Genomic DNA, 20788 nt, shown 5'->3' on the forward strand with positions numbered 1-20788 from the left:
TACGATTCTCAGTACGGCTGCCTGGCAGGCGTATTAATGATAATAAAAGGAGGTAGCAAGTGACCATTGCTATTGTCATAGGCACACATGGTTGGGCTGCTGAGCAGCTACTCAAAACGGCAGAGATGCTGTTGGGCGAGCAGGAAAACGTCGGCTGGATCGATTTCGTTCCCGGTGAAAACGCCGAGACGCTGATAGAGAAGTACAACGCTCAACTCGCGAAGCTGGATACCAGCAAAGGCGTGCTGTTTCTCGTCGATACATGGGGCGGCAGCCCGTTCAATGCCGCCAGCCGCATTGTCGTCGATAAAGAGCACTATGAAGTTGTCGCCGGGGTTAATATTCCCATGCTGGTGGAAACCTTCATGGCGCGCGACGACAATCCGGCGTTCGATGAGCTGGTGGCGCTGGCCGTTGAAACCGGTCGCGAAGGGGTAAAAGCCCTGAAAGCGCAGCCGGTTGAAAAACCTGCCCCTGCACCTGCAGCGGCACCAAAAGCGGCAGCACCTGCAAAACCGATGGGTCCGAACGATTACATGGTCATCGGCCTTGCGCGTATTGATGACCGCTTAATCCACGGCCAGGTCGCCACGCGCTGGACCAAAGAGACCAACGTTCGACGCATTATCGTGGTCAGCGACGAAGTTGCCGCCGATACCGTACGTAAAACCCTTCTGACTCAGGTTGCTCCTCCTGGCGTTACCGCGCACGTCGTGGATGTCGCCAAGATGATCCGCGTGTACAACAACCCAAAATATGCGGGCGAACGCGTAATGCTCCTGTTCACTAACCCGACAGACGTTGAGCGCATTGTTGAAGGCGGCGTGAAAATCACCTCCGTGAACATTGGTGGTATGGCATTCCGTCAGGGCAAAACGCAGGTCAACAACGCCATTTCAGTCGATGCGAAAGATATCGAGGCATTCAACAAGCTGAATGCGCGCGGTATTGAACTGGAAGCCCGTAAGGTTTCTACGGATCAAAAACTGAAAATGATGGATTTGATCGGCAAAGTTGGGAAATAAGCCCGCGCCGGTTCTCATATAAAGTTTATGTAATAGGAGAAGTGCAATGGAGATTACCACTCTTCAGATTGTGCTGGTGTTCGTCGTCGCATGTATTGCGGGTATGGAATCCGTACTTGATGAATTTCAGTTCCACCGCCCTCTGGTGGCCTGTACGCTGATTGGGGCCGTTCTGGGTGACATGAAAACCGGTATCATCATCGGTGGTACCCTGGAAATGATCGCCCTGGGCTGGATGAACATCGGCGCGGCGGTTGCGCCCGATGCGGCGCTGGCCTCTATCATTTCGACCGTTCTGGTTATTGCTGGTCACCAGAGTATTGGTGCCGGTATCGCCCTGGCGATACCGCTGGCTGCAGCAGGCCAGGTTCTGACCATCATCGTTCGTACTATCACCGTTGCCTTCCAGCACGCGGCGGATAAGGCGGCCGAAAACGGCAACCTCACGGCACTGTCGTGGATCCACGTTTCATCCCTGTTCCTGCAGGCGATGCGTATCGCGATCCCGGCGGTTATCGTGGCGATCTCTGTTGGTACCAGTGAAGTGCAGAGCATGCTGAACGCCATTCCAGAAGTGGTCACCGGCGGTCTGAACATCGCGGGCGGCATGATCGTGGTCGTCGGTTATGCGATGGTCATCAACATGATGCGCGCAGGCTATCTGATGCCGTTCTTCTACCTCGGCTTCGTGACCGCTGCCTTCACCAACTTCAACCTGGTTGCACTGGGTGTGATTGGTGCGGTAATGGCGATTCTCTACATCCAGCTCAGCCCGAAATATAACCGCGTCGCGGGTGCCCCAGCGCAGGCTGCTGGTAACAACGATCTCGATAACGAACTGGACTAGCAGGTGAGCGAAATGGTTGATATGACAAAAACTACCACCGAGAAAAAACTCACTCCGGGTGATATTCGTGGCGTGTTCATCCGTTCTAACCTGTTTCAGGGTTCATGGAACTTCGAACGTATGCAGGCGCTGGGCTTCTGCTTCTCCATGGTACCGGCGATCAAGCGCCTGTACCCGGAAAATAACGAAGCGCGCCGTCAGGCGATCAAGCGTCACCTGGAATTCTTTAACACCCATCCTTACGTAGCGGCCCCCGTACTGGGCGTAACGCTGGCGATGGAAGAACAGCGTGCGAACGGCGCAGAGATTGACGACGGTGCCATCAACGGTATCAAAGTCGGCCTGATGGGTCCGCTGGCCGGTGTCGGTGACCCAATCTTCTGGGGTACCGTGCGTCCGGTCTTCGCGGCGCTGGGTGCCGGTATCGCGATGAGCGGCAGCCTGCTTGGCCCGCTGCTGTTCTTCATCCTGTTCAACGCCGTGCGCCTGCTGACCCGTTACTACGGTGTGGCCTACGGCTACCGTAAAGGGGTGGACATCGTTAAGGACATGGGCGGCGGCTTCCTGCAGAAACTGACTGAGGGGGCGTCAATCCTCGGCCTGTTTGTCATGGGGGCGCTGGTTAACAAGTGGACGCACGTGAACATCCCGCTGGTGGTATCGACCATCACCGGTCAGGATGGTCAGACGCGCGTCACCACCGTGCAGACGATTCTGGACCAGCTGATGCCGGGCCTGGTACCGCTGCTGTTGACCTTCGCCTGCATGTGGCTGCTGCGTAAGAAAGTGAACCCGCTGTGGATTATCGTTGGCTTCTTCGTCATCGGTATCGCGGGCTACGCAGTCGGCCTGCTGGGTCTGTAAGTTTCAATGCTATAGGCCGGGGGCTTGCCCCCGGTTTTTTTATCTGGAGGATGAATGACTGTCACGGACATCGTACTGGTTTTATTTATTGCTGCCCTTCTGGCTTACGCGATCTATGACGAGTTCATCATGCCCCGCCGTCACGGCGAGACGCTGCTCTCCCTTCCCCTTCTGCGACGCGGGCGCGTAGATGCGTTTATCTTCGCGGGTCTCATCGTTATTCTTATTTACAATAACGTCACCAGTCATGGTGCAATATTAACCACATGGTTATTATGTGCGCTGGCATTAATGGCGGTTTATCTGTTCTGGATCCGCACGCCGAAAATCATTTTTAAATCCCGCGGATTTTTCTTCGCCAATGTGTGGATAGAATATAACCGTATTAAAGAGATGAATTTATCCGAAGACGGTGTGCTGGTGATGCAATTAGAACAACGCCGCCTGCTTATTCGGGTGAAGAATATTGACGACCTGGAAAAGATATACAATTTACTTCTTAAAAATCAATGACTTGGATATATAGCAATGGCTATATTCTGTGTTTATCTTGCGCAAGAAATATAGCCTAAGCTATATCCTTTTCGTTAATTTGCTTTTCTATTTTTTAACGATAATTTCACGCTTAAAGACAAATGAAAATCGTTATCAACAAGCATTTTAAATAATGCTTATCCATTGTTGTTTTATATTCTCAAAATATGTTAAGGTTGCGCCCGTCGTTGGGGAGTAGCCGATTTCCTGCTCGCAGGAAATGTACGTGTCAACATACTCGTTGAAAAACGTGGCGCGTACGGTTCGCTGACAGCACATCTTATGTGCGGTGCGATCAGGCGAGACCATAGATACATCAACTGCTGTTTACTGGGGGCAGTGATGTGTCATATGGATATCCCCGGTCTGGACGCTGTTATGAATATCTCCGCTACGATCCTCCTCGCTTTTGGCATGTCCATGGACGCTTTTGCGGCTTCCATCGGAAAAGGTGCCACGCTCCACAAACCTAAGTTCTCAGAAGCCCTGCGTACCGGCCTCATTTTTGGCGCTATCGAAACGCTGACGCCGCTTATCGGCTGGGGTCTTGGCATGCTCGCCAGCCAGTTAGTGCTGGAGTGGAACCACTGGATTGCCTTCGTACTGCTGGTGTTTCTAGGTGGCCGAATGGTGATTGAAGGTTTTCGCGGCGGTGATGATGAAGACGAAGAGCCGCAGCACCGTCACGGGTTCTGGCTGCTGGTCACCACGGCGATTGCCACCAGCCTTGATGCAATGGCCGTCGGCGTCGGTCTGGCATTCCTGCAGGTCAATATTATCGCCACCGCGCTTGCCATCGGCTGCGCAACGCTGATCATGTCCACGCTGGGCATGATGGTCGGACGGTTTATCGGCCCGCTGCTGGGTAAACGCGCCGAGATCCTGGGTGGAATTGTGCTGATTGGCATTGGTGCCCAGATCCTCTGGGCACACTTCGCCGGTTAATCTTCGCGCTGCCAGACGTGGATACTGAAATCCGTCTGGCAGTTAAATATTGATTGTACAGCTAACGCTTCCCACACTTCCGGTTTTGCCCGCCACGCGAACGGCGTCATCTGCAGCAGCGCGGTTGCTTCTTCCCCTTTCAGCGTCATTTCATACGCCACGGTTTGCTCTTGCTTCAGGGTAAAACCGGCCAGCTGTTCAGAATGAAGGGCATGCAGTCGCACTTCGTCGTAGATCAGCCCTTTCAGCTCCATCAGATGACGCGGGCCCGGCGTTACGGTGACTACCCATCCGCCCGGTTTCACCACGCGAGCCAGCTCTTCCGCCTTGCAGGGCGCGTAAATACGGATAACCGCATCCATGCTGGCATCGTCAAACGGCAGCCGGTGGCTGGATGCCACGCAGAACGTCACGTCAGCGTAACGCTTTGCCGCCGCGCGAATGGCCACTTTCGACACGTCCAGACCGAATGTCAACGCGCCCTTCTCACGGGCGATCTGGGCAAAGCGTGCGGTGTAGTACCCTTCCCCGCAGCCGATATCGAGCATGGCGGTGGCTGAACCCGGCAGGATGTCATTCAGCATCTGCGCGACGGTCTCCCGCAGCGGCAGATAGTGCCCGGCATCCAGAAACGCACGACGCGCCTGCATCATCTCTGCACTGTCGCCTGGATCGCGGGAGCGCTTATGCTGCACCGGCAGAAGATTCACGTAGCCTTCTTTTGCCATATCAAACTGATGCCCCTGCGGACAGGTATAGCTTTTATCTGAATGCGTCAGGGGGGCGTGGCAAAGGGGACAGCTGAAGGACATGGTGACTCCGGAGCATAATCAAAGGGCGAAGTGTACCGCTATTCGCCCTGGTTATAAACGCCCGGTTAACGCATAACGATAAGGTGATCGGAACCCGCCGGTAACCCGTCAGGTTTCACATTCTCCAGACGCAGCACGTTGCCCATAATCTCGCTGAAGACAGGTGCGGAAACGGCACCGCCGTAGTAGGCACCATTTTGCGGATCGTTAATGACCACCACCAGGGCAAAGCGCGGATCGCTGGCGGGCGCGACGCCGGCCGTATAGGCAACGTATTTATCGACGTACTTCCCGCTGTCGTCAATTTTCTTTGCCGTACCGGTTTTCACCGCCACCCGGTAATCACGAACGGCGGCCTTAACGCCCCCGCCGCCGGGCAGCGCAACGCTCTCCATCATGTGCTCCACCTCGTGCGCAATCTCTTCCGGCATGACGCGGTGCCCGATAACGGGTGGATCGATACGCGTAATCGAGAGAGGTCGCTCGAGCCCGAAGCCGCCAATCGTGGCGTAGACGTGCGCCAGCTGGAGCGGCGTCACCATCAGCCCGTAGCCGAAAGCAAAGGTCGCGCGATCGAGCTGGCTCCAGTATTTACGATTTGGCAACAGCCCCGCGCTTTCGCCCGTTAAGCCAAGCCCCGTATTCGTGCCAAATCCAAAGTTGCGATAGGTATCAATAAGATGCTGGACAGGCATTGCCAGGGACAGTCGTGACACGCCGGTGTCGCTCGATTTTTGCAGGATCCCGGTCATCGTCAGTTCAGGATAATAGCCCACGTCGCGGATACGATGCCCGTCAAGGGTATACGGGTGAGTGTCAATCACGCTGTCCGGCTGGACCAGGCCCTGCTGCAGGGCCGTCATCAGCACCAGCGGCTTGACCGTCGAACCGGGCTCGAACGTATCGCTGATGGCGCGATTGCGGAAATCGTTTATCGTCGCGCCTTCCCGATTATTGGGATTGAAATCCGGATAGCTCGCCATGGCGAGTATTTCCCCGGTTGGGATATTAATTAGCACCGATGCACCAGACTCGGCCTTGTTCCAGGCCACGGCATTATCGAGCGCATCTTCGGTGATGGTTTGCAGCCGCTCGTCGATACTTAACTGGATGTTATGCGCCGGTGCAGGCGCCACTTCCGTCAGGTTTTCAACCACGCGACCGTATCGGTCTTCCCTTACCTGCCGCACACCCGGCTTGCCGGTCAGCTGCGCGTTAAAGCTTTTTTCCACGCCTTCAATGCCCTGCCCGTCAATATTGGTGAAGCCAATCAGGTTCGCTGCCACATGGCCGGCAGGATAAAAACGGCGTGACTCGTCGCGTAAATTGATGCCGGGCAGATTCAGCTTATCGATCCACTTCGCCTGAGCAGGATCGACCTGACGGGCAAGATAAATAAAACGCCCCTGCGGGTTGGCGTTGATTCGCGCCGAAAGTGTGCCCAGGGAGAGATGCAGCGCATTTGCCAACGCCTGCCAGCGTTCATCAACGCCAACGCCCCCTTTTGCCAGCACCGTTTTAGGGTCGGCCCAGACGGCCCGGACGGGCACGCTCACCGCCAGGGGGCGACCTTCGCGATCCATTATCATGCCCCGCGGCGCATCAATCGCCAGCTGGCGGAGGGAACGCATATCTTCCTGCTTCACCAGATTGTCAGGCTTGATGATTTGCAGCCAGGCAACGCGGCCCAGCAAAAAAGCCAGACTACAAAAAATAGCTAAACAGAGCAGCACAAAACGCGCCGGCGTGAAATTGCCAGCGGTCGTTATCAATTTCTTCTTCACCTGAACCCCAGGACTGTTAAACAACGCCCTGATTTAACGGGAAAAGATGGGGTTAAGGTGGCAAAACAGTGCTACTAACCTCGCAGCTTTGCAACAAGTTACTAACAAGACCGCAAATGGTAATATTTTGAAAGATAAAGGACATAAAAAAGCCCCGCGTTATGCGAGGCTTTATGTCTGAGATTGAAGCGCTAAGCGCTTCAGTCAGCAGCGGTTCGATCAGATAGCAGTTACGTTAACTGCAGCTGGGCCTTTCTGGCCGTCCTGAATTTCGAACTCAACGTTCTGGCCTTCAGCCAGAGTTTTGAAGCCGTTACCCTGGATTGCAGAGAAGTGTACGAACACGTCTTTGCTGCCGTCAGCAGGAGTAATGAAACCAAAACCTTTAGACTCGTTGAACCACTTAACTTGACCTTTAATCTTTGCCATTTTGCAAAATTCCTTAGAGTGTTTTCTTAGCCCGCAGGCATTAACTGAGATAAAACTGAGACATTACTGCATGAGGCACTAATATAAGGTTCGGCAGAGAAGCGGTATTCAACGACAACGTGTTTACTCAGGACTTCTTTACTGAAAATGCCACACATAAACAGAACTGTACCTCGTTTGACCCAAAACGTGTTATCACACACTATGTTTAATATGGCAAGCCATTTTTAAACATGTCTCGATCCGCCGCACAAATTCGAACAGTGCCTGTCAGGTTTTGCACAATTATGCGCATCACTTACAGACAGCTCTGCTGCGTAACAAAGACCCAGCGTTGCTTTCACAAGCGCTGTAATCTAAGACTTTTTTAACATAGCTCAATCATTACGAAGCGTCCAGCAACCGGGAAAAGAAATCTTACGTCCTGATTGAGTTAGAACAATTTGTGAAAACTTATGCTTAAATCATTGTAACGCGACCAAATTGTTTCAGACAAAAAACACTGTTAATAACCCGCGCCGAACTGTATTAAAATGCACCAACTAATAAACAGTGTTATGCACCAAAATAATGAAATTTTTATGACTCTGCATCAAAAGAAGGCAAGCAAAACGTTTCGATAAAAATAAAAAATTCCTGCACGCGTTTACAGACAGAATATATGCACTACGTTATCGCTTCGTTTATAAGGATAAATATTCACCAACTTTCAGTATCCTGAAAGAATGATTAACTGGTGCTAAATTATCTAGCGCGTCAGTTAACTCCCGCACAGGTTCATCCAGGGATTCATCTGCCAGTTCAAACACGCCCCAGTGAATGGGAAACGCCAGAGGGCAGCCCAGCTGCTGCCACAATGCCACCGCAGATTGCGGATCCATATGATGGACAGCCATGAACCAGCGTGGGGCATAGGCTCCAATCGGTAACGCGGCAGCATCTATATGGCCCAGACGTTCAGGTATCAACAGCAGCTCGGGCGAATACCCCGTATCTCCGCTGAACCAGAAACGATGATGTCGACCTTCCATAACCCAGCCGCACCATAATGAGCGATTGCGGTTCCATGGCGTGCGCATACTCCAGTGCTGTGCCGGTACGGCGGTTAGCGTCATCCCCTGCCAGGTGAAGCTCTGCCACCAGTCGAGCTCAACCACGCATTTTGCCCCCCGGCGGCGAAACCAGGCGGCCAGGCCCAGCGGAACAAAAAAACTGACCTCGGGGAAGCGTTTGAGAATACGGCGAATGGTCGCGTCATCAAGATGATCGTAATGATTATGGGAGATGACGACCGCATCAAGCTGATGGAGTTGATCGACTGACAGAGCGGGAGGCGTTTTGCGCTGTGGTCCCAGGAAAGGGAGTGGAGAAGCGCGCCGTGAAAAAACCGGATCGGTAAGGATGATATTGCCGTCCAGCTGCAGCATCACGCTCGCGTGTCCCAGCCACCATACCCCATCTTCATGAGGTTGCGTAAGCTCAACCGGTTGCCACCACTGTTGGATAAAGTCTTCATAACCCAGCGCGGGTGGCTTCGGTAAACCGGCCTCTTTACGCGCTTTGCGCCAACGGTCAAGGTCGCCGGGTTGATGTCCAACAGGATCGGTATTACGAAAACCATTCGGAGTGTGATGTTTCAGGGAGGGGTCATACCAGGGATTTTTCCAGACCACAGCCACCTCCCGGACAAAAGATTAACGCTCAGCCACCAGGCGGATAAAGTCGTCTTCGTCTTTGTTATCTTCAGCGACCGCGTCTTTCGGCGCGTCTTTTTCTTCCGGTTCGTTAGCCTCACACAGACGGCGCAGCAGCGCATTCTGACGTTTTTGCTGATCGAGCAGCGCTTCCAGCAGTTCAATCTGCTCGTTAGTACGGGAACTGGCGCGGTTCACGAAAAACCAAATGACCAGGCCCACAAGCAGAACAACCAAAGAAATCATCAGGGATGCCATATTCAGCAGCCCTGAATTCAGTAACTCACCCATTTCACCACCTCAATAAAAACGTCTATTTTACCACTGGCGCGAAGGAAGGAAATCACCTTGAGAAAAAATGCGTATTACCACGGAATAAACTTATTGATTGCGCAGACGCCGCTAAAAAACTGTACATCCTGATCGCACATCACATTGATCGTCTGCGTCCATAACACCACGCACGCTATCAGCACGATAATCAGAATTACCCAGCGTATTTTTTTCACTCCACACTCCGTCTAAAAACCTGATGTAACGAGGTTATCACGCTTATCTTAAACAAGGGCTAACTGTACCGCCATCGCGCTTTTTTCAGAATCCTGCACTTGTTTCATCGTGTAAACCCTTTACGCTAGCTTTATGATAACAACGACAAAAGAGGTTAATGATGCGCTTCATCATTCGAACAATTATTGCGCTGGCCATCGTCTGGATTGGCCTTCTGCTCACGGGTTACGGTGTGCTAGTGGGAAGCACCGAGAACGCAGCCGGGTTAGGGATTCAATGTAAATATTTAACAGCACAGGGCGTGAGCACTGCGCAATATTTGCATACTGACAGCGGGATCGTTGGCTTGACCCACTGTCCGGTCCTGCGTAAGACATCCGTCGTGATTGATAATGGCTAATCGGCCGGTGAAATGACTTGCAAAAAAAACGCCGCAACAGATGCGGCGTTTTTTTATACGAGCAGAGATTAAAACGGGTAGTCGTGGTAACCCATCTGTTCAGAAATCTTACGTGCGGCAGTGTGCAGAATAGCCACATACTCATGCAGGCGCTCTTCGGAGAAGCGTAAGGTCGGGAAGGAGATACTCAAGCCCGCGATCACAACCCCAAAGCGGTCAAATACCGGAACGCCGATGCAGCGAAGCCCCTCTTCCTGCTCTTCGTTATCTTCGCCATAGCCCTGTTCGCGTACGCGATCGAGCACCGTTAACAGCGCGTCCGTGCTGGTAATGGTTCGGGAAGTACTTTGCTTGTATTCCACGCCTTCGAGGATCTGCTTCACTTCTTCACGATCGCGCCACGCCAGCAGAACCTTACCAATCGCGGTACTGTAGAGCGGGTTGCGACGACCAATGCGCGAATACATGCGCAGATTGTACATGGAGTCGATTTTATGGATGTACACAATGCTGTCTTCATCCAACGCGCCGAGATGGATTGTCTCTTTGGTCAGGCGAGAGATTTCACGCATCTGAATATCAGCGCTGCGGATCAGGTCAACATTTTGTAGCGCACGGGCGCCCAGCTCAAACAGCTTCAGCGTCAGAGAGTATTTTTCAGATTCGCCTTCCTGGGCTACGTAGCCCAGCGACTTCATGGTTTGCAAAAAGCGATATACGGTGCTTTTAGACATCATCACGCGCTGCGACAACTCTGTAATACCTATTTCACGCTCTTCCCCCAGCGCCTGTAAGATACCAAACACCTTCAGCACGGAAGAAACAGAATCTGGCTGTTTATCCAAATCCGCAATAGCCATTTACCACCTCATAGAGAGTGTTTTATAAAAATCAGAACCGGTTTTTATTATAAGTTCCCGTCATGTCACCTGCAATCAATCCGCGTTTACTTCGTTACAAATCTGCGACATATCGCGGCTGTAACAATGCTAAAATAGTTACCCTGAAAATAATTTCACGCTGAGCTTTTTTAATCCTAATGGAAAAGACCCTTTCCGATGGCCTGCCTTTACCCCAGCGGTATGGCGCTATAGCGACCATCATTATTGGTATCTCAATGGCCGTCCTTGACGGCGCAATCGCGAACGTTGCCCTGCCAACCATCGCCAGCGACCTGCACGCCTCCCCCGCCAGTTCGATATGGATCGTTAACGCCTATCAGATTGCGATTGTGGTTTCCCTGCTCTCGTTCTCTTTCCTGGGCGATATGTTCGGTTACCGTCGGGTGTATCAATGCGGTCTGGTGGTTTTCACCTTCACGTCGTTGTTATGCGCACTTTCAGATTCACTGCATACCCTGACGCTTGCCCGCATTGCGCAGGGTTTTGGCGGCGCGGCGCTCATGAGCGTAAATACGGCGTTAATCCGCTTAATTTATCCTCAGCGTCATCTGGGGCGCGGCATGGGGATTAACTCGTTCATCGTGGCCGTCTCTTCAGCCGCCGGGCCAACCATAGCGGCGGCGATCCTTTCCGTTGCGTCATGGCAATGGCTGTTTGCTATTAACGTGCCGCTGGGCATTGTCGCTATATTCTTTGCCCTGCGCTTTCTTCCCGCTAACGGCCCCAAAAGCACCATGCCGCGCTTCGATGTGGCGAGTGCGGTGATGAATGCCCTGACCTTTGGCCTGCTGATTACGGCGCTGAGCGGCTTTGCGCAGGGACAGTCCCTGATGCTTACCGGCGCGGAGCTCATCGCCCTGCTGGCGATCGGCTTCTTCTTTGTTCGCCGCCAGCTCACTCTCCCCGTGCCTTTGCTGCCGGTCGATCTGCTGCGTATTCCCCTCTTTTCCCTCTCCATTTGCACGTCCGTCTGCTCGTTCTGCGCCCAGATGCTGGCTCTGGTTTCTCTGCCCTTCTTTCTGCAGAGCGCGATCGGCCGTTCAGAAGTGGAGACCGGCCTGCTGTTAACCCCCTGGCCGCTGGCGACCATGGTGATGGCGCCGCTGGCAGGTTACTTAATTGAACGCGTCCATGCCGGTTTATTGGGAGCGTTGGGGCTGGCGGTGATGGCGACAGGCCTTTTCGCGCTGGCTCTGCTACCGTCCTCGCCAACCGATCTGGACATAATATGGCGCATGATCCTGTGCGGCGCAGGGTTTGGCCTGTTCCAGTCCCCTAACAATCACACCATTATCACCTCCGCGCCGCGCCATCGCAGCGGTGGTGCCAGCGGCATGCTGGGGACCGCGCGCCTTCTGGGACAAAGCAGCGGCGCAGCGCTGGTCGCCCTGATGTTTAACCTCGCCGGACAAAACGGCAACCACGTTGCGCTTCTCACCGCGGGAGCCCTTGCTTCCCTCGCGGCGGTCGTCAGCGGCCTGCGGGTGACCCAGCCCAAAGTTCAGGCATAAAAAAAGCCGGGCGGAGTGTTCTCCTGCCCGGCTTATTAGGGTTCTTAGCGTTACTTCAGGTATTCCCCACTGCGCAGCGCTTCGATACGTTTATCCAGCGGCGGGTGAGACATAAACAGCTCGCTCAGCGATTTGGATTTACCGTTAATGCAGAAGGCCATCATGCTGTTCGCTTCCTGCGGCTCGTAGCTGGTTTTCAGACGCTGTAGCGCGGCAATCATCTTCTCACGACCAACAAGCTTCGCCGAGCCGGCATCCGCGTGGAATTCACGGTGGCGGGAGAACCACATGGTGATGATGCTGGCCAGAATACCGAATACCAGTTCCAGAACCATCGAAACGGCGAAGTAGATCAGCGGGTTGCCGTTGCTCTCTTCACCTTCGTCACGGTTGCCGCCCATAAAGCCTGCCGCGATCTGCGCCAGAATACGGGAGATGAAGATCACGAAGGTGTTCACCACGCCCTGAATCAGGGTCATGGTCACCATGTCACCGTTGGCGATATGGCTGATTTCGTGGGCAATAACCGCTTCGGCTTCGTCACGGCTCATGTTCTGCAGCAATCCGGTGCTGACGGCAACCAGTGACGCATCGCGACGGGCGCCCGTCGCGAAAGCGTTGATGTCCGGGGCATGGTAAATCGCCACCTGCGGCATGGCGATCCCGGCCTGACGGGATTGCTGAGCCACCGTATTCATCAGCCACTGTTCCATATCGTTACGCGGCTGTTCAATAACCTCACCACCCACCGATTTCAGTGCCATCCACTTCGACATCAGCAGGGAGATGAACGAGCCACCAAAACCAAACAGCAGCGCCATAATCAACAGACCCTGAACGCTGCTCGACTGAATTCCTGTCAGGCTTAGCACGAGCCCGAAAACCACCATGACCGCCAGGTTGGTGAGCAGGAAGAGCGCGATTCGCATCATAATTTTCTTTTTACCTCAGTTTAACAAAACGCACTATGCGATTACCCACATCGTATGGGTATTGCGGCTATTTTCAAGCATCCGGCGGGCGTAAGTCACCAGAAAGACACAACTTTACACAATTGGAAATCTGGCTGACGGAAGGATGAAGAACAAAAAGAAACAGGCACAATTCCTTGTGCCTGTTGGGTGATTATTTTGCCGGAGCGGGCTGTACGGCAGGTTTCTCTTTTTCCTGATTCGCCAGGTCGAGAGCGATATGCACCGTCTCGTCCAGATACGGATCCGGCTCCTGGTAATCTTTTGGCAGATCGTCCAGTTTTTTGAGCAGAGGCTTACCTTCGCGCTTGAAGCGATCGTTGATACGCGCCAGGCGGGTTGCATCGTCTTCGTTGTTCTCTTTCTCACGCTGTGCGTAGTTCAGAGAAACGATATTCCGCTTATCTTTCAGGGCATTGAATCGTGCAATGTCCTTCATGATGTACTGGAACTCCGGATCTTTCGCGATGCGGTCGTTATGCGCTTTCAGCAGTTCAGGGCCAAATTGCGTCATATCACCCGCTTTCACGTAGGTCGCGGCATTGATGCTGTCCCACGGCAAGGCGTTATCTTCAAACTTCTCGCCGGTTTCCGTCTCTTCCGTGCCTGTCGGCATCATGATGTCCGGCGTTACGCCCTTACGCTGCGTACTGCCGCCGTTCACGCGGTAGAATTTCTGAATGGTGTACTGAACCGAGCCCAGCGCAGGCCATTCCGGACGCAGCATCTGATCGTAAATACGATTCAGAGAGCGATACTGCTGAACGGTGCCTTTCCCGAAGGTTGGCTCACCGACAATCAGCGCGCGACCATAGTCCTGCATTGCAGCGGCAAAGATTTCAGACGCGGAAGCACTGAAGCGGTCAACCAGGACCACCAGCGGGCCTTTGTAGTAGACCACACCGTCGTTGTCGGCATCTTCTCGCACTTTACCGTTGTTATCGCGCACCTGAACCACCGGGCCAGATGGAATGAACAGACCGGAGAGTGAAACCGCTTCCGTCAGCGCCCCGCCGCCGTTACTGCGCAGGTCGATGATAATGCTGCTGACGTTCTGCTTTTCAAGCTTCTGCAGCTGAACCTTCACATCGTCAGTCAGCCCCACGTAGAAGCCAGGAATATCCAGAACACCCACCTTCTCTTTACCCACGGTTTTCACCGACATTTTCACCGCGCGGTCTTCCAGACGGATACGCTCGCGGGTCAGGGTAACGATACGGGTTTTGGTGCCTTTACCGGCAGGCAGAATTTCCAGACGAACCTTGCTGCCTTTCGGACCTTTGATCAGCGCAACCACGTCATCGAGACGCCAGCCGATCACGTCGACCATGTTCTGGCCTGTTTGTCCTACACCCACAATGCGATCGCCTACGCTAATCGCTTTGCTTTTGGATGCCGGGCCACCCGCGACCATGGAATTGATCACCGTGTAATCATCATCCATCTGCAGCACCGCGCCGATACCTTCCAGAGACAGGCTCATCTCGGTATTGAACTGTTCGGTGTTGCGTGGAGAGAGATAGTTGGTATGCGGATCGATTTCGTGCGCAAAGGCGGTCATCGCGAGTGAGAAAACATCCTCACTGTTGGTTTGCGCCAGACGACGAATGGCGAATTTATAACGACGCGTCAGCGTGTCACGGATCTCTTTTTCGTCTTTGCCGGTCAGCTTAAGACTCAGTTCGTCGTATTTAACTTTACCGTCCCACAGCGCATTCAACTCGGCTTCGTCTTTCGGCCAGGGTGCTTTACTGCGATCCAGATTAAAGGTGTCAGTACCGGTGAAGTCCATCGGACGTTCCAGCACTTTCAGCGCGTACTGATAGCGTTCAAAGCGGCGCTTTTGCGACAGGTTGTAGAGATCGTAGAACAGATCCAGCTTGCCAGAACGCAACTCGTCACCCACCTCGGATTTGCGCTTAGCGAACTGCTCGACATCGCTGGCGAGCAAAACGTTATGGCTGTAATCCAGCAAGTTCAGATAGCGGTCAAAGATTTTGGCCGAAAAGGCCTGATCGAGATCGAACTGACGATAGTGCGAGCGGGTAAAACGTGAGGTCACGCGCTCGCTCACCGTCGCGTGCTGCGTCTCTTCCTTGAGAACCGGAATTTGATCAACACGCGTGATATCGTCCACTGCAAAAGCGTGACCTGTTATGGCAAACAGGCCCGCCAGCGCGGTGAGCTTAAAAAAAGTGTTCATGCCAGGCTTGGCCTCCGTTTCAGAACAACAAGTGTTCTGCGCGTACAATCATTGACATACCAGAAGTCAGCTGTACACGAACGCCATCTTTGGTGATTTCCAGTACGGTGGCGTCCATAGCATTGTTACCCGCTTTTACCTTCAGCGCCTGACCTACGCTCAGGGCGTTAATGTCAGAAACCGGCGTATGGCGCGGCTCTTCACGAGGGGCACGCGGGGCTTTTGCTGCTGGTTTGTCTGCACGCGGTTTGCGATCGTTATTATCGTGACGGCGCGGCGCAGGGCGTGGTTTACGCTCACGACGAGGCGCTTCTTCCTGGCCGTTTGCCGCTGCGGCTTCGCGTTTTTTCGCCTGCTGTTCTGCACGTTGTGCCTGAACGCGTGCTTTGGCTTCTTCAAGCTGCTTACGCGCGTGCTCAACGTGCTGCTCGTCCAGTTCACCACACGGGTTGCCGTCGAGATCCACGCGGGTCGCGCCAGGTTTGATACCGTACAGGTAGCGCCAGCTCGAAGTATAAAGACGTAAGGCGGAACGCAGCTGAGTTTTGCTGAGGTTCATTTCCCCTTCAACACGCGCCACCAGATCCTGAAAAATACCGACTTTCAGGGGACGAGCTTCACCTTCCGCGCTGAAGCACTGCGGGAAACGCTCGGCCAGAAATGCGATAACTTCTTTACTGCTATTCAACTTAGGTTGATTTTCCATGAAATTTCCTGATTACAACGGACGTTGCCAACAAGCGCAGGCATGAACAGGCGTCATTATAATGACGCTATCAGTAAATGCTACGTTATCCGTTGATTATCCTGCGACGCTCGCAAAGAATTTTTGATAATCGGTTGCATCGAGTACGTTTTCCAGATTCGCCACCAGCTCGCGCAGCCCCTGTTCGTCCTCGGTTGTAAAGCGACTGAAGACCGTACTGTCGATATCCAGAACGCCAATAATCTGATTTTTGACCACCAGCGGCAGAACGATTTCAGAATTACTGGCGGCATCACAGGCAATGTGCCCGTCAAACGCATGAACGTCTTCCACACGCTGGACCTGATTTTCGGCCACCGCCGTGCCGCATACGCCACGCCCTACCGGAATACGCACGCAGGCCAGTTTGCCCTGGAACGGGCCGAGCACCAGCGTTTCACCTTCCAGGAGGTAAAAGCCGGCCCAGTTCACGTCAGAGAGACGTTCAAACAGCAATGCGCTAGTATTTGCCAGAGTGGCTAAGAAGCTGGTCTCACCCGCCATCAATGCCTTAAAATCGCGGTTCAGATCCGCGTAGAATTCTGTTTTGTTCATTATTCAATCACTTAGTTGTCTTACAAATTTACCGCATAGCCTATTAAAATAAGCATTAAATGCGCTCATGCTCAAGATGAATCCGTTCATGAGTTATTATAACTTTCAACAATACTTATTTGTGCGCAGCTGATGGCCTTAAAAACAACCAAAATTACGCCGACAAGAAAGATAACTGTCCATACGGTGAGCGAAGCTTTGCCACGTGCACATTATCAGCGTTGCCCCCAGTGCGATACGCTTTTTATGTTGCCGAAGATGAAATCGCACCAAAGTGCCTTTTGTCCCCGCTGCGACGCCAAAATTCGCGACGGCCGCGACTGGTCGCTCACCCGCCTCGCCGCCATGGCCGTCACCATGCTGCTGCTGATGCCCTTCGCCTGGAGCGAACCGCTGCTGAAACTCTACCTGCTTGGCGTACGCATTGACGCCAACGTGCTGCAGGGTATCTGGCAGATGACCCGTCAGGGTGACCCCATCACCGCTGCCATGGTGCTGTTCTGCACCGTTGGCGCGCCGCTGGTGCTGGTCGCCGCCATTGCCTATCTGTGGTTTGGCAATATTCTCGGCATGAACCTTCGCCCGGTTCTGCTGATGCTGGATAAGCTCAAAGAGTGGGTGATGCTGGATATTTATCTGGTGGGCGTGGGCGTTGCGTCAATAAAGGTGCAGGACTACGCCTTTTTGCAGCCCGGCATCGGACTCTTTGCTTTCATCAGCCTGGTATTGCTGAGTATTTTGACGCTGATCCACCTGAACGTTGAACAGCTCTGGGAGCGATTTTACCCTCAGCGCCCCGCCACGCGTCCTGATGAAAATCTGCGCGTCTGTCTGGGATGCCACTATACCGGCTTGCCCGACGCGCGTGGGCGCTGCCCGCGGTGTCACATTCCGTTGAGACTGCGGCGCAACAACAGCCTGCAAAAATGCTGGGCCGCGCTGATCGCCTCCCTGGTGTTTCTGATCCCAGCCAATATGCTGCCGATTTCCATCATTTACGTGAATGGCGGGCGTCAGGAGGATACTATCCTCTCCGGGATTATCTCCCTTGCGCACAGCAACGTCGGGGTGGCGGCGATCGTTTTTATTGCCAGTATCCTGGTTCCCTTTACCAAAGTGGTGGTGATGTTTACCCTGCTCATCAGCATTCACTTTAAGTGTGAACAAGGCTTACGGACCCGCATTCTGCTGCTGCGGTTCGTCACCTGGATTGGCCGCTGGTCAATGTTAGATCTGTTCGTGATTTCGCTGATGATGTCGCTCATCAATCGCGACCAGCTACTTGCTTTTACAATGGGACCCGCGGCTTTTTATTTCGGCTCTGCGGTGATATTGACTATTCTTGCTGTGGAATGGCTGGATAGCCGCTTACTTTGGGATGCACATGAGTCAGGAAACCCCCGCTTCGCCGACTGAAGCGAGAATTAAAACAAAACGCCGCATTTCGCCATTCTGGTTGCTGCCCGTCATCGCCCTGATGATTGCAGGCTGGCTGATCTGGACGAGCTATGAAGATCGCGGGAGTACCGTCACCATTGATTTCCAGACCGCCGACGGCATCGTCGCCGGGCGAACGCCCGTTCGCTTCCAGGGGGTTGAAGTGGGTACGGTTCAGGACATCTCCCTTGGAAAAGGGCTGAACAAGATTCAGGTGCGGGTCAGTATTAAATCTGACATGCAGGATGCCCTGCGCAGCGAAACGCAGTTCTGGCTGGTCACGCCAAAAGCGTCTCTGGCCGGCGTGTCAGGGCTGGATGCGCTCGTGGGCGGTAACTATATCGGCATGATGCCGGGTAAAGGAGAGCCGCAGGATCACTTTGTTGCCCTGGATACACAGCCCAAGTACCGCCTCAACAACGGCGATTTAATGATCCATCTGCAGGCGCCGGATCTCGGTTCTCTGAACAGCGGTTCGCTGGTCTATTTCCGCAAAATCCCGGTTGGCCGCGTGTACGATTACGCGATCAACCCGAATAAACAGGGCGTCACCATCGACGTGCTGATCGAGCGTCGCTTCACCAATCTGGTGAAAAAAGGCAGCCGCTTCTGGAACGTCTCCGGCGTGGATGCGGACGTCAGCCTGAGCGGTGCGAAAGTGAAGCTGGAGAGTCTGGCCGCGCTGGTAAATGGTGCCATTGCCTTTGACTCCCCGGAAAACTCAAGCCCTGCCACCGCGGATGACTCATTTGGATTGTACGCAGACCTGGCGCACAGCCAGCGCGGCGTGATCGTCAAACTCGCTCTGCCCGATGCTAAGGGGCTAAAAGCGGGTTCAACGCCGCTGATGTATCAGGGATTGCAGGTTGGTCAGCTCACCAAAATGACGCTCAACCCGGGCGGCTCGGTCACAGGAGAAATGACTGTCGACCCGAGCGTGGTCGACCTCCTGCGCGAGAAAACGCGTATCGAAATGCGCAGTCCAAAGCTCTCCCTGAACGATGCCAGCCTCAGCACGCTGTTGACCGGCAATACGTTTGAACTCATCCCCGGCGAAGGTGAGCCCAGCAATAGCTTCGTGATTGCCCCGGCGGATAAATCCCTGCTGCAAAAGCCGGGCGTAGTGACCGTCACGCTGAATGCGCCAGAAAGTTACGGAATCGAAGCCGGCCAGCCGTTAATTTTACACGGCGTGCAGGTCGGCCAGGTGCTGGAGCGTAAGCTCTCCGCGAATGGCGTGACCTTCTCGGTCGCCATCGATCCGCAGTACAGCGACCTGGTGCACGGTGACAGCAAATTCGTGGTGAACAGTCGCGTCGATGTGAAGGTGGGACTGGACGGCGTGGAATTCCTCGGCGCCAGCGCCAGCGAATGGGTTAACGGCGGCATCCGCATTCTGCCCGGTGATAAAGGCCCCGTTCGCGACAGCTATCCGCTGTATGCCAACCTGGAGAAAGCGGTTGAAAACAGCCTGAGCGATCTCCCGACCACCACGCTGACATTAAGCGCCGAGACGCTGCCGGACGTACAGGCAGGTTCCGTGGTGCTGTATCGCAAGTTTGAAGTTGGGGAAGTGATCGCCGTTCGCCCGCGTGCGGACGCGTTTGATATCGAACTGCATATCAAGCCGGAGTACCGCAAGCTGCTGACGCCAAACAGCGTCTTCTGGGCCGAAGGCGGCGCGAAAGTTCAGCTTAACGGTAACGGGCTGACCGTGCAGGCCTCCCCGCTCTCACGCGCGCTGCGCGGGGCAATTAGCTTCGATAATCTTAGCGGCGCGGGGGCGAATCTGCGCAAAGGCGATAAGCGTATTCTCTTCCCGTCCGAAACCGCCGCGCGTGCCGTGGGTGGACAGATTACCCTGCACGCGTTTGATGCCGGCAAGCTGGCGGAAGGCATGCCAATCCGCTATCTGGGCATTGATATTGGACAGATCCAGAAGCTGACGCTGATTACCTCGCGCAACGAGGTGCAGGCCACCGCCGTGCTGTACCCGGAATATGTGCAGACCTTCGCCCGCACGGGTTCGCGCTTCTCGGTGGTGACGCCGCAGATCTCGGCCGCAGGCGTTGAGCATCTCGACACCATCCTGCAGCCGTACATCAACGTTGAGCCGGGCCAGGGCAATGCACGTCGTGATTTCGAGCTTCAGGAAGCCACGATCACCGACTCGCGCTATCTTGGCGGCCTGAGCATCGTGGTGGAAGTGCCGGAAGCGGGCTCGCTGAGCATCGGCACCCCGGTTCTGTTCCGCGGCATTGAAGTGGGTACGGTCACGGGCCTGACGCTCGGTACGCTCTCCGACCGCGTAATGGTGGCGTTACGCATCAGCGAACGCTACCAGCACCTGGTCCGTAATAACTCGGTATTCTGGCTGGCATCCGGCTATTCGCTGGACTTTGGCCTGACGGGAGGCGTGGTGAAAACCGGCACCTTCAACCAGTTCATTCGCGGCGGTATCGCGTTTGCCACGCCGCCGGGCACGCCGCTGGCGCCGAAAGCGCAGCCGGGTAAACACTTCCTGCTGCTCGAAAGCGAACCGAAAGAGTGGCGCGAATGGGGAACCGCCCTGCCGCGTTAATCTGAAAGGCTCCGGTGTCAACGCACCGGAGCCTTTATG

At 54.2% G+C, this 20788-nt stretch carries 20 protein-coding genes and 1 pseudogene; 9 read left to right on the forward strand and 12 right to left on the reverse strand.

The genetic code is table 11. The features are described 5' to 3' along the window. Positions 1-59 precede the first annotated feature (59 nt). The 5 genes from manX (at position 60) to mntP (ending at position 4215) form a co-directional block, all read left to right on the forward strand. Positions 60-1025 carry a PTS mannose transporter subunit IIAB gene (gene manX, locus IM317_RS11020; RefSeq protein ID WP_032658500.1) on the forward strand — a complete coding sequence of 322 codons (966 nt, stop codon included), beginning with the start codon at positions 60-62 and terminating at the stop codon, positions 1023-1025. Positions 1026-1071: 46 nt separating this feature from the next. After that, positions 1072-1872 (forward strand): PTS mannose transporter subunit IIC, encoded by an 801-nt coding sequence (manY, locus tag IM317_RS11025; RefSeq protein ID WP_008500490.1) that lies wholly within the window; start codon positions 1072-1074, stop codon positions 1870-1872. A 12-nt stretch (positions 1873-1884) separates the two neighbouring features. After that, entirely contained in the window at positions 1885-2736 is an 852-nt protein-coding gene (locus tag IM317_RS11030) for a PTS mannose transporter subunit IID (protein ID WP_006810994.1), read from the forward strand. Between the two features lie 54 nt (positions 2737-2790). Beyond that, complete coding sequence (locus IM317_RS11035; protein WP_033145828.1) at positions 2791-3249, forward strand: DUF986 family protein; 459 nt, start codon at positions 2791-2793, stop codon at positions 3247-3249. A 399-nt stretch (positions 3250-3648) separates the two neighbouring features. Continuing rightward, a complete protein-coding gene (gene mntP, locus IM317_RS11040; protein ID WP_033146549.1) occupies positions 3649-4215 on the forward strand; it encodes a manganese efflux pump MntP in 567 nt (188 codons plus the stop codon). On the opposite strand, the gene rlmA is transcribed toward mntP, so the two are convergent. The 7 genes and pseudogenes from rlmA to mgrB form a co-directional block, all read right to left on the reverse strand. Continuing rightward, positions 4212-5027 carry a 23S rRNA (guanine(745)-N(1))-methyltransferase gene (gene rlmA / locus IM317_RS11045; RefSeq protein ID WP_033145829.1) on the reverse strand — a complete coding sequence of 272 codons (816 nt, stop codon included), beginning with the start codon at positions 5025-5027 and terminating at the stop codon, positions 4212-4214. The two genes, mntP and rlmA, sit on opposite strands and share 4 nt — an antisense overlap. Before the next feature lie 65 nt (positions 5028-5092). After that, a complete protein-coding gene (gene ftsI, locus IM317_RS11050) occupies positions 5093-6811 on the reverse strand; it encodes a peptidoglycan glycosyltransferase FtsI (RefSeq protein WP_033145830.1) in 1719 nt (572 codons plus the stop codon). A gap of 219 nt (positions 6812-7030) precedes the next feature. Beyond that, positions 7031-7240: a transcription antiterminator/RNA stability regulator CspE gene (cspE, locus tag IM317_RS11055; protein ID WP_001062678.1), complete on the reverse strand. Its 210-nt coding sequence runs from the start codon at positions 7238-7240 to the stop codon at positions 7031-7033. 13 nt (positions 7241-7253) lie between these two features. Beyond that, positions 7254-7398, reverse strand: a pseudogene (locus IM317_RS11060) (DUF2627 domain-containing protein). 525 nt (positions 7399-7923) lie between these two features. After that, complete coding sequence (locus IM317_RS11065) at positions 7924-8913, reverse strand: MBL fold metallo-hydrolase (protein WP_033145831.1); 990 nt, start codon at positions 8911-8913, stop codon at positions 7924-7926. A gap of 21 nt (positions 8914-8934) precedes the next feature. After that, positions 8935-9225, reverse strand: a complete 291-nt coding sequence (locus IM317_RS11070; RefSeq protein WP_008500484.1) for a YebO family protein — start codon at positions 9223-9225, stop codon at positions 8935-8937. A 74-nt stretch (positions 9226-9299) separates the two neighbouring features. After that, positions 9300-9443 (reverse strand): PhoP/PhoQ regulator MgrB, encoded by a 144-nt coding sequence (gene mgrB / locus IM317_RS11075; RefSeq protein ID WP_006175995.1) that lies wholly within the window; start codon positions 9441-9443, stop codon positions 9300-9302. 161 nt (positions 9444-9604) lie between these two features. Between mgrB and IM317_RS11080 the strand changes: the two genes are divergently transcribed. Continuing rightward, complete coding sequence (locus IM317_RS11080) at positions 9605-9844, forward strand: YobH family protein (protein ID WP_033145832.1); 240 nt, start codon at positions 9605-9607, stop codon at positions 9842-9844. Positions 9845-9912: 68 nt separating this feature from the next. Here the strand turns inward: IM317_RS11080 and kdgR are convergent, their stop codons facing one another. Further along, positions 9913-10704: a DNA-binding transcriptional regulator KdgR gene (gene kdgR / locus IM317_RS11085; protein WP_023312208.1), complete on the reverse strand. Its 792-nt coding sequence runs from the start codon at positions 10702-10704 to the stop codon at positions 9913-9915. 179 nt (positions 10705-10883) lie between these two features. Between kdgR and IM317_RS11090 the strand changes: the two genes are divergently transcribed. Further along, a complete protein-coding gene (locus IM317_RS11090) occupies positions 10884-12257 on the forward strand; it encodes an MFS transporter (RefSeq protein WP_033145833.1) in 1374 nt (457 codons plus the stop codon). 50 nt (positions 12258-12307) lie between these two features. Here IM317_RS11090 and htpX read toward each other — a convergent pair whose 3' ends face one another. From htpX to IM317_RS11110, 4 genes are all read right to left on the reverse strand, one after another. After that, on the reverse strand, positions 12308-13189 hold the full coding sequence (gene htpX / locus IM317_RS11095) for a protease HtpX (RefSeq protein ID WP_014884290.1): 882 nt from the start codon (positions 13187-13189) through the stop codon (positions 12308-12310). 193 nt (positions 13190-13382) lie between these two features. Further along, positions 13383-15431 carry a carboxy terminal-processing peptidase gene (gene prc / locus IM317_RS11100; protein WP_029741991.1) on the reverse strand — a complete coding sequence of 683 codons (2049 nt, stop codon included), beginning with the start codon at positions 15429-15431 and terminating at the stop codon, positions 13383-13385. A gap of 19 nt (positions 15432-15450) precedes the next feature. Next, positions 15451-16137 (reverse strand): RNA chaperone ProQ, encoded by a 687-nt coding sequence (gene proQ, locus IM317_RS11105; RefSeq protein ID WP_014884292.1) that lies wholly within the window; start codon positions 16135-16137, stop codon positions 15451-15453. Between the two features lie 96 nt (positions 16138-16233). After that, on the reverse strand, positions 16234-16731 hold the full coding sequence (locus IM317_RS11110; RefSeq protein WP_033145834.1) for a GAF domain-containing protein: 498 nt from the start codon (positions 16729-16731) through the stop codon (positions 16234-16236). Positions 16732-16863: 132 nt separating this feature from the next. Between IM317_RS11110 and yebS the strand changes: the two genes are divergently transcribed. Both yebS and IM317_RS11120 read left to right on the forward strand, forming a co-directional pair. Further along, positions 16864-18147 (forward strand): membrane integrity lipid transport subunit YebS, encoded by a 1284-nt coding sequence (yebS, locus tag IM317_RS11115; RefSeq protein ID WP_023312213.1) that lies wholly within the window; start codon positions 16864-16866, stop codon positions 18145-18147. Beyond that, the gene (locus IM317_RS11120; RefSeq protein ID WP_033145835.1) at positions 18116-20749 is read left to right on the forward strand and encodes a PqiB family protein; all 2634 of its coding nucleotides are present in this window, start codon (positions 18116-18118) and stop codon (positions 20747-20749) included. Before yebS ends, IM317_RS11120 begins: the two co-directional genes overlap by 32 nt. Positions 20750-20788: the final 39 nt, after the last annotated feature.

This window comes from Enterobacter cloacae complex sp. S3 (assembly GCF_014930495.1).
In the GTDB taxonomy this organism is placed as follows: Bacteria; Pseudomonadota; Gammaproteobacteria; order Enterobacterales; family Enterobacteriaceae; genus Enterobacter; species Enterobacter asburiae_B.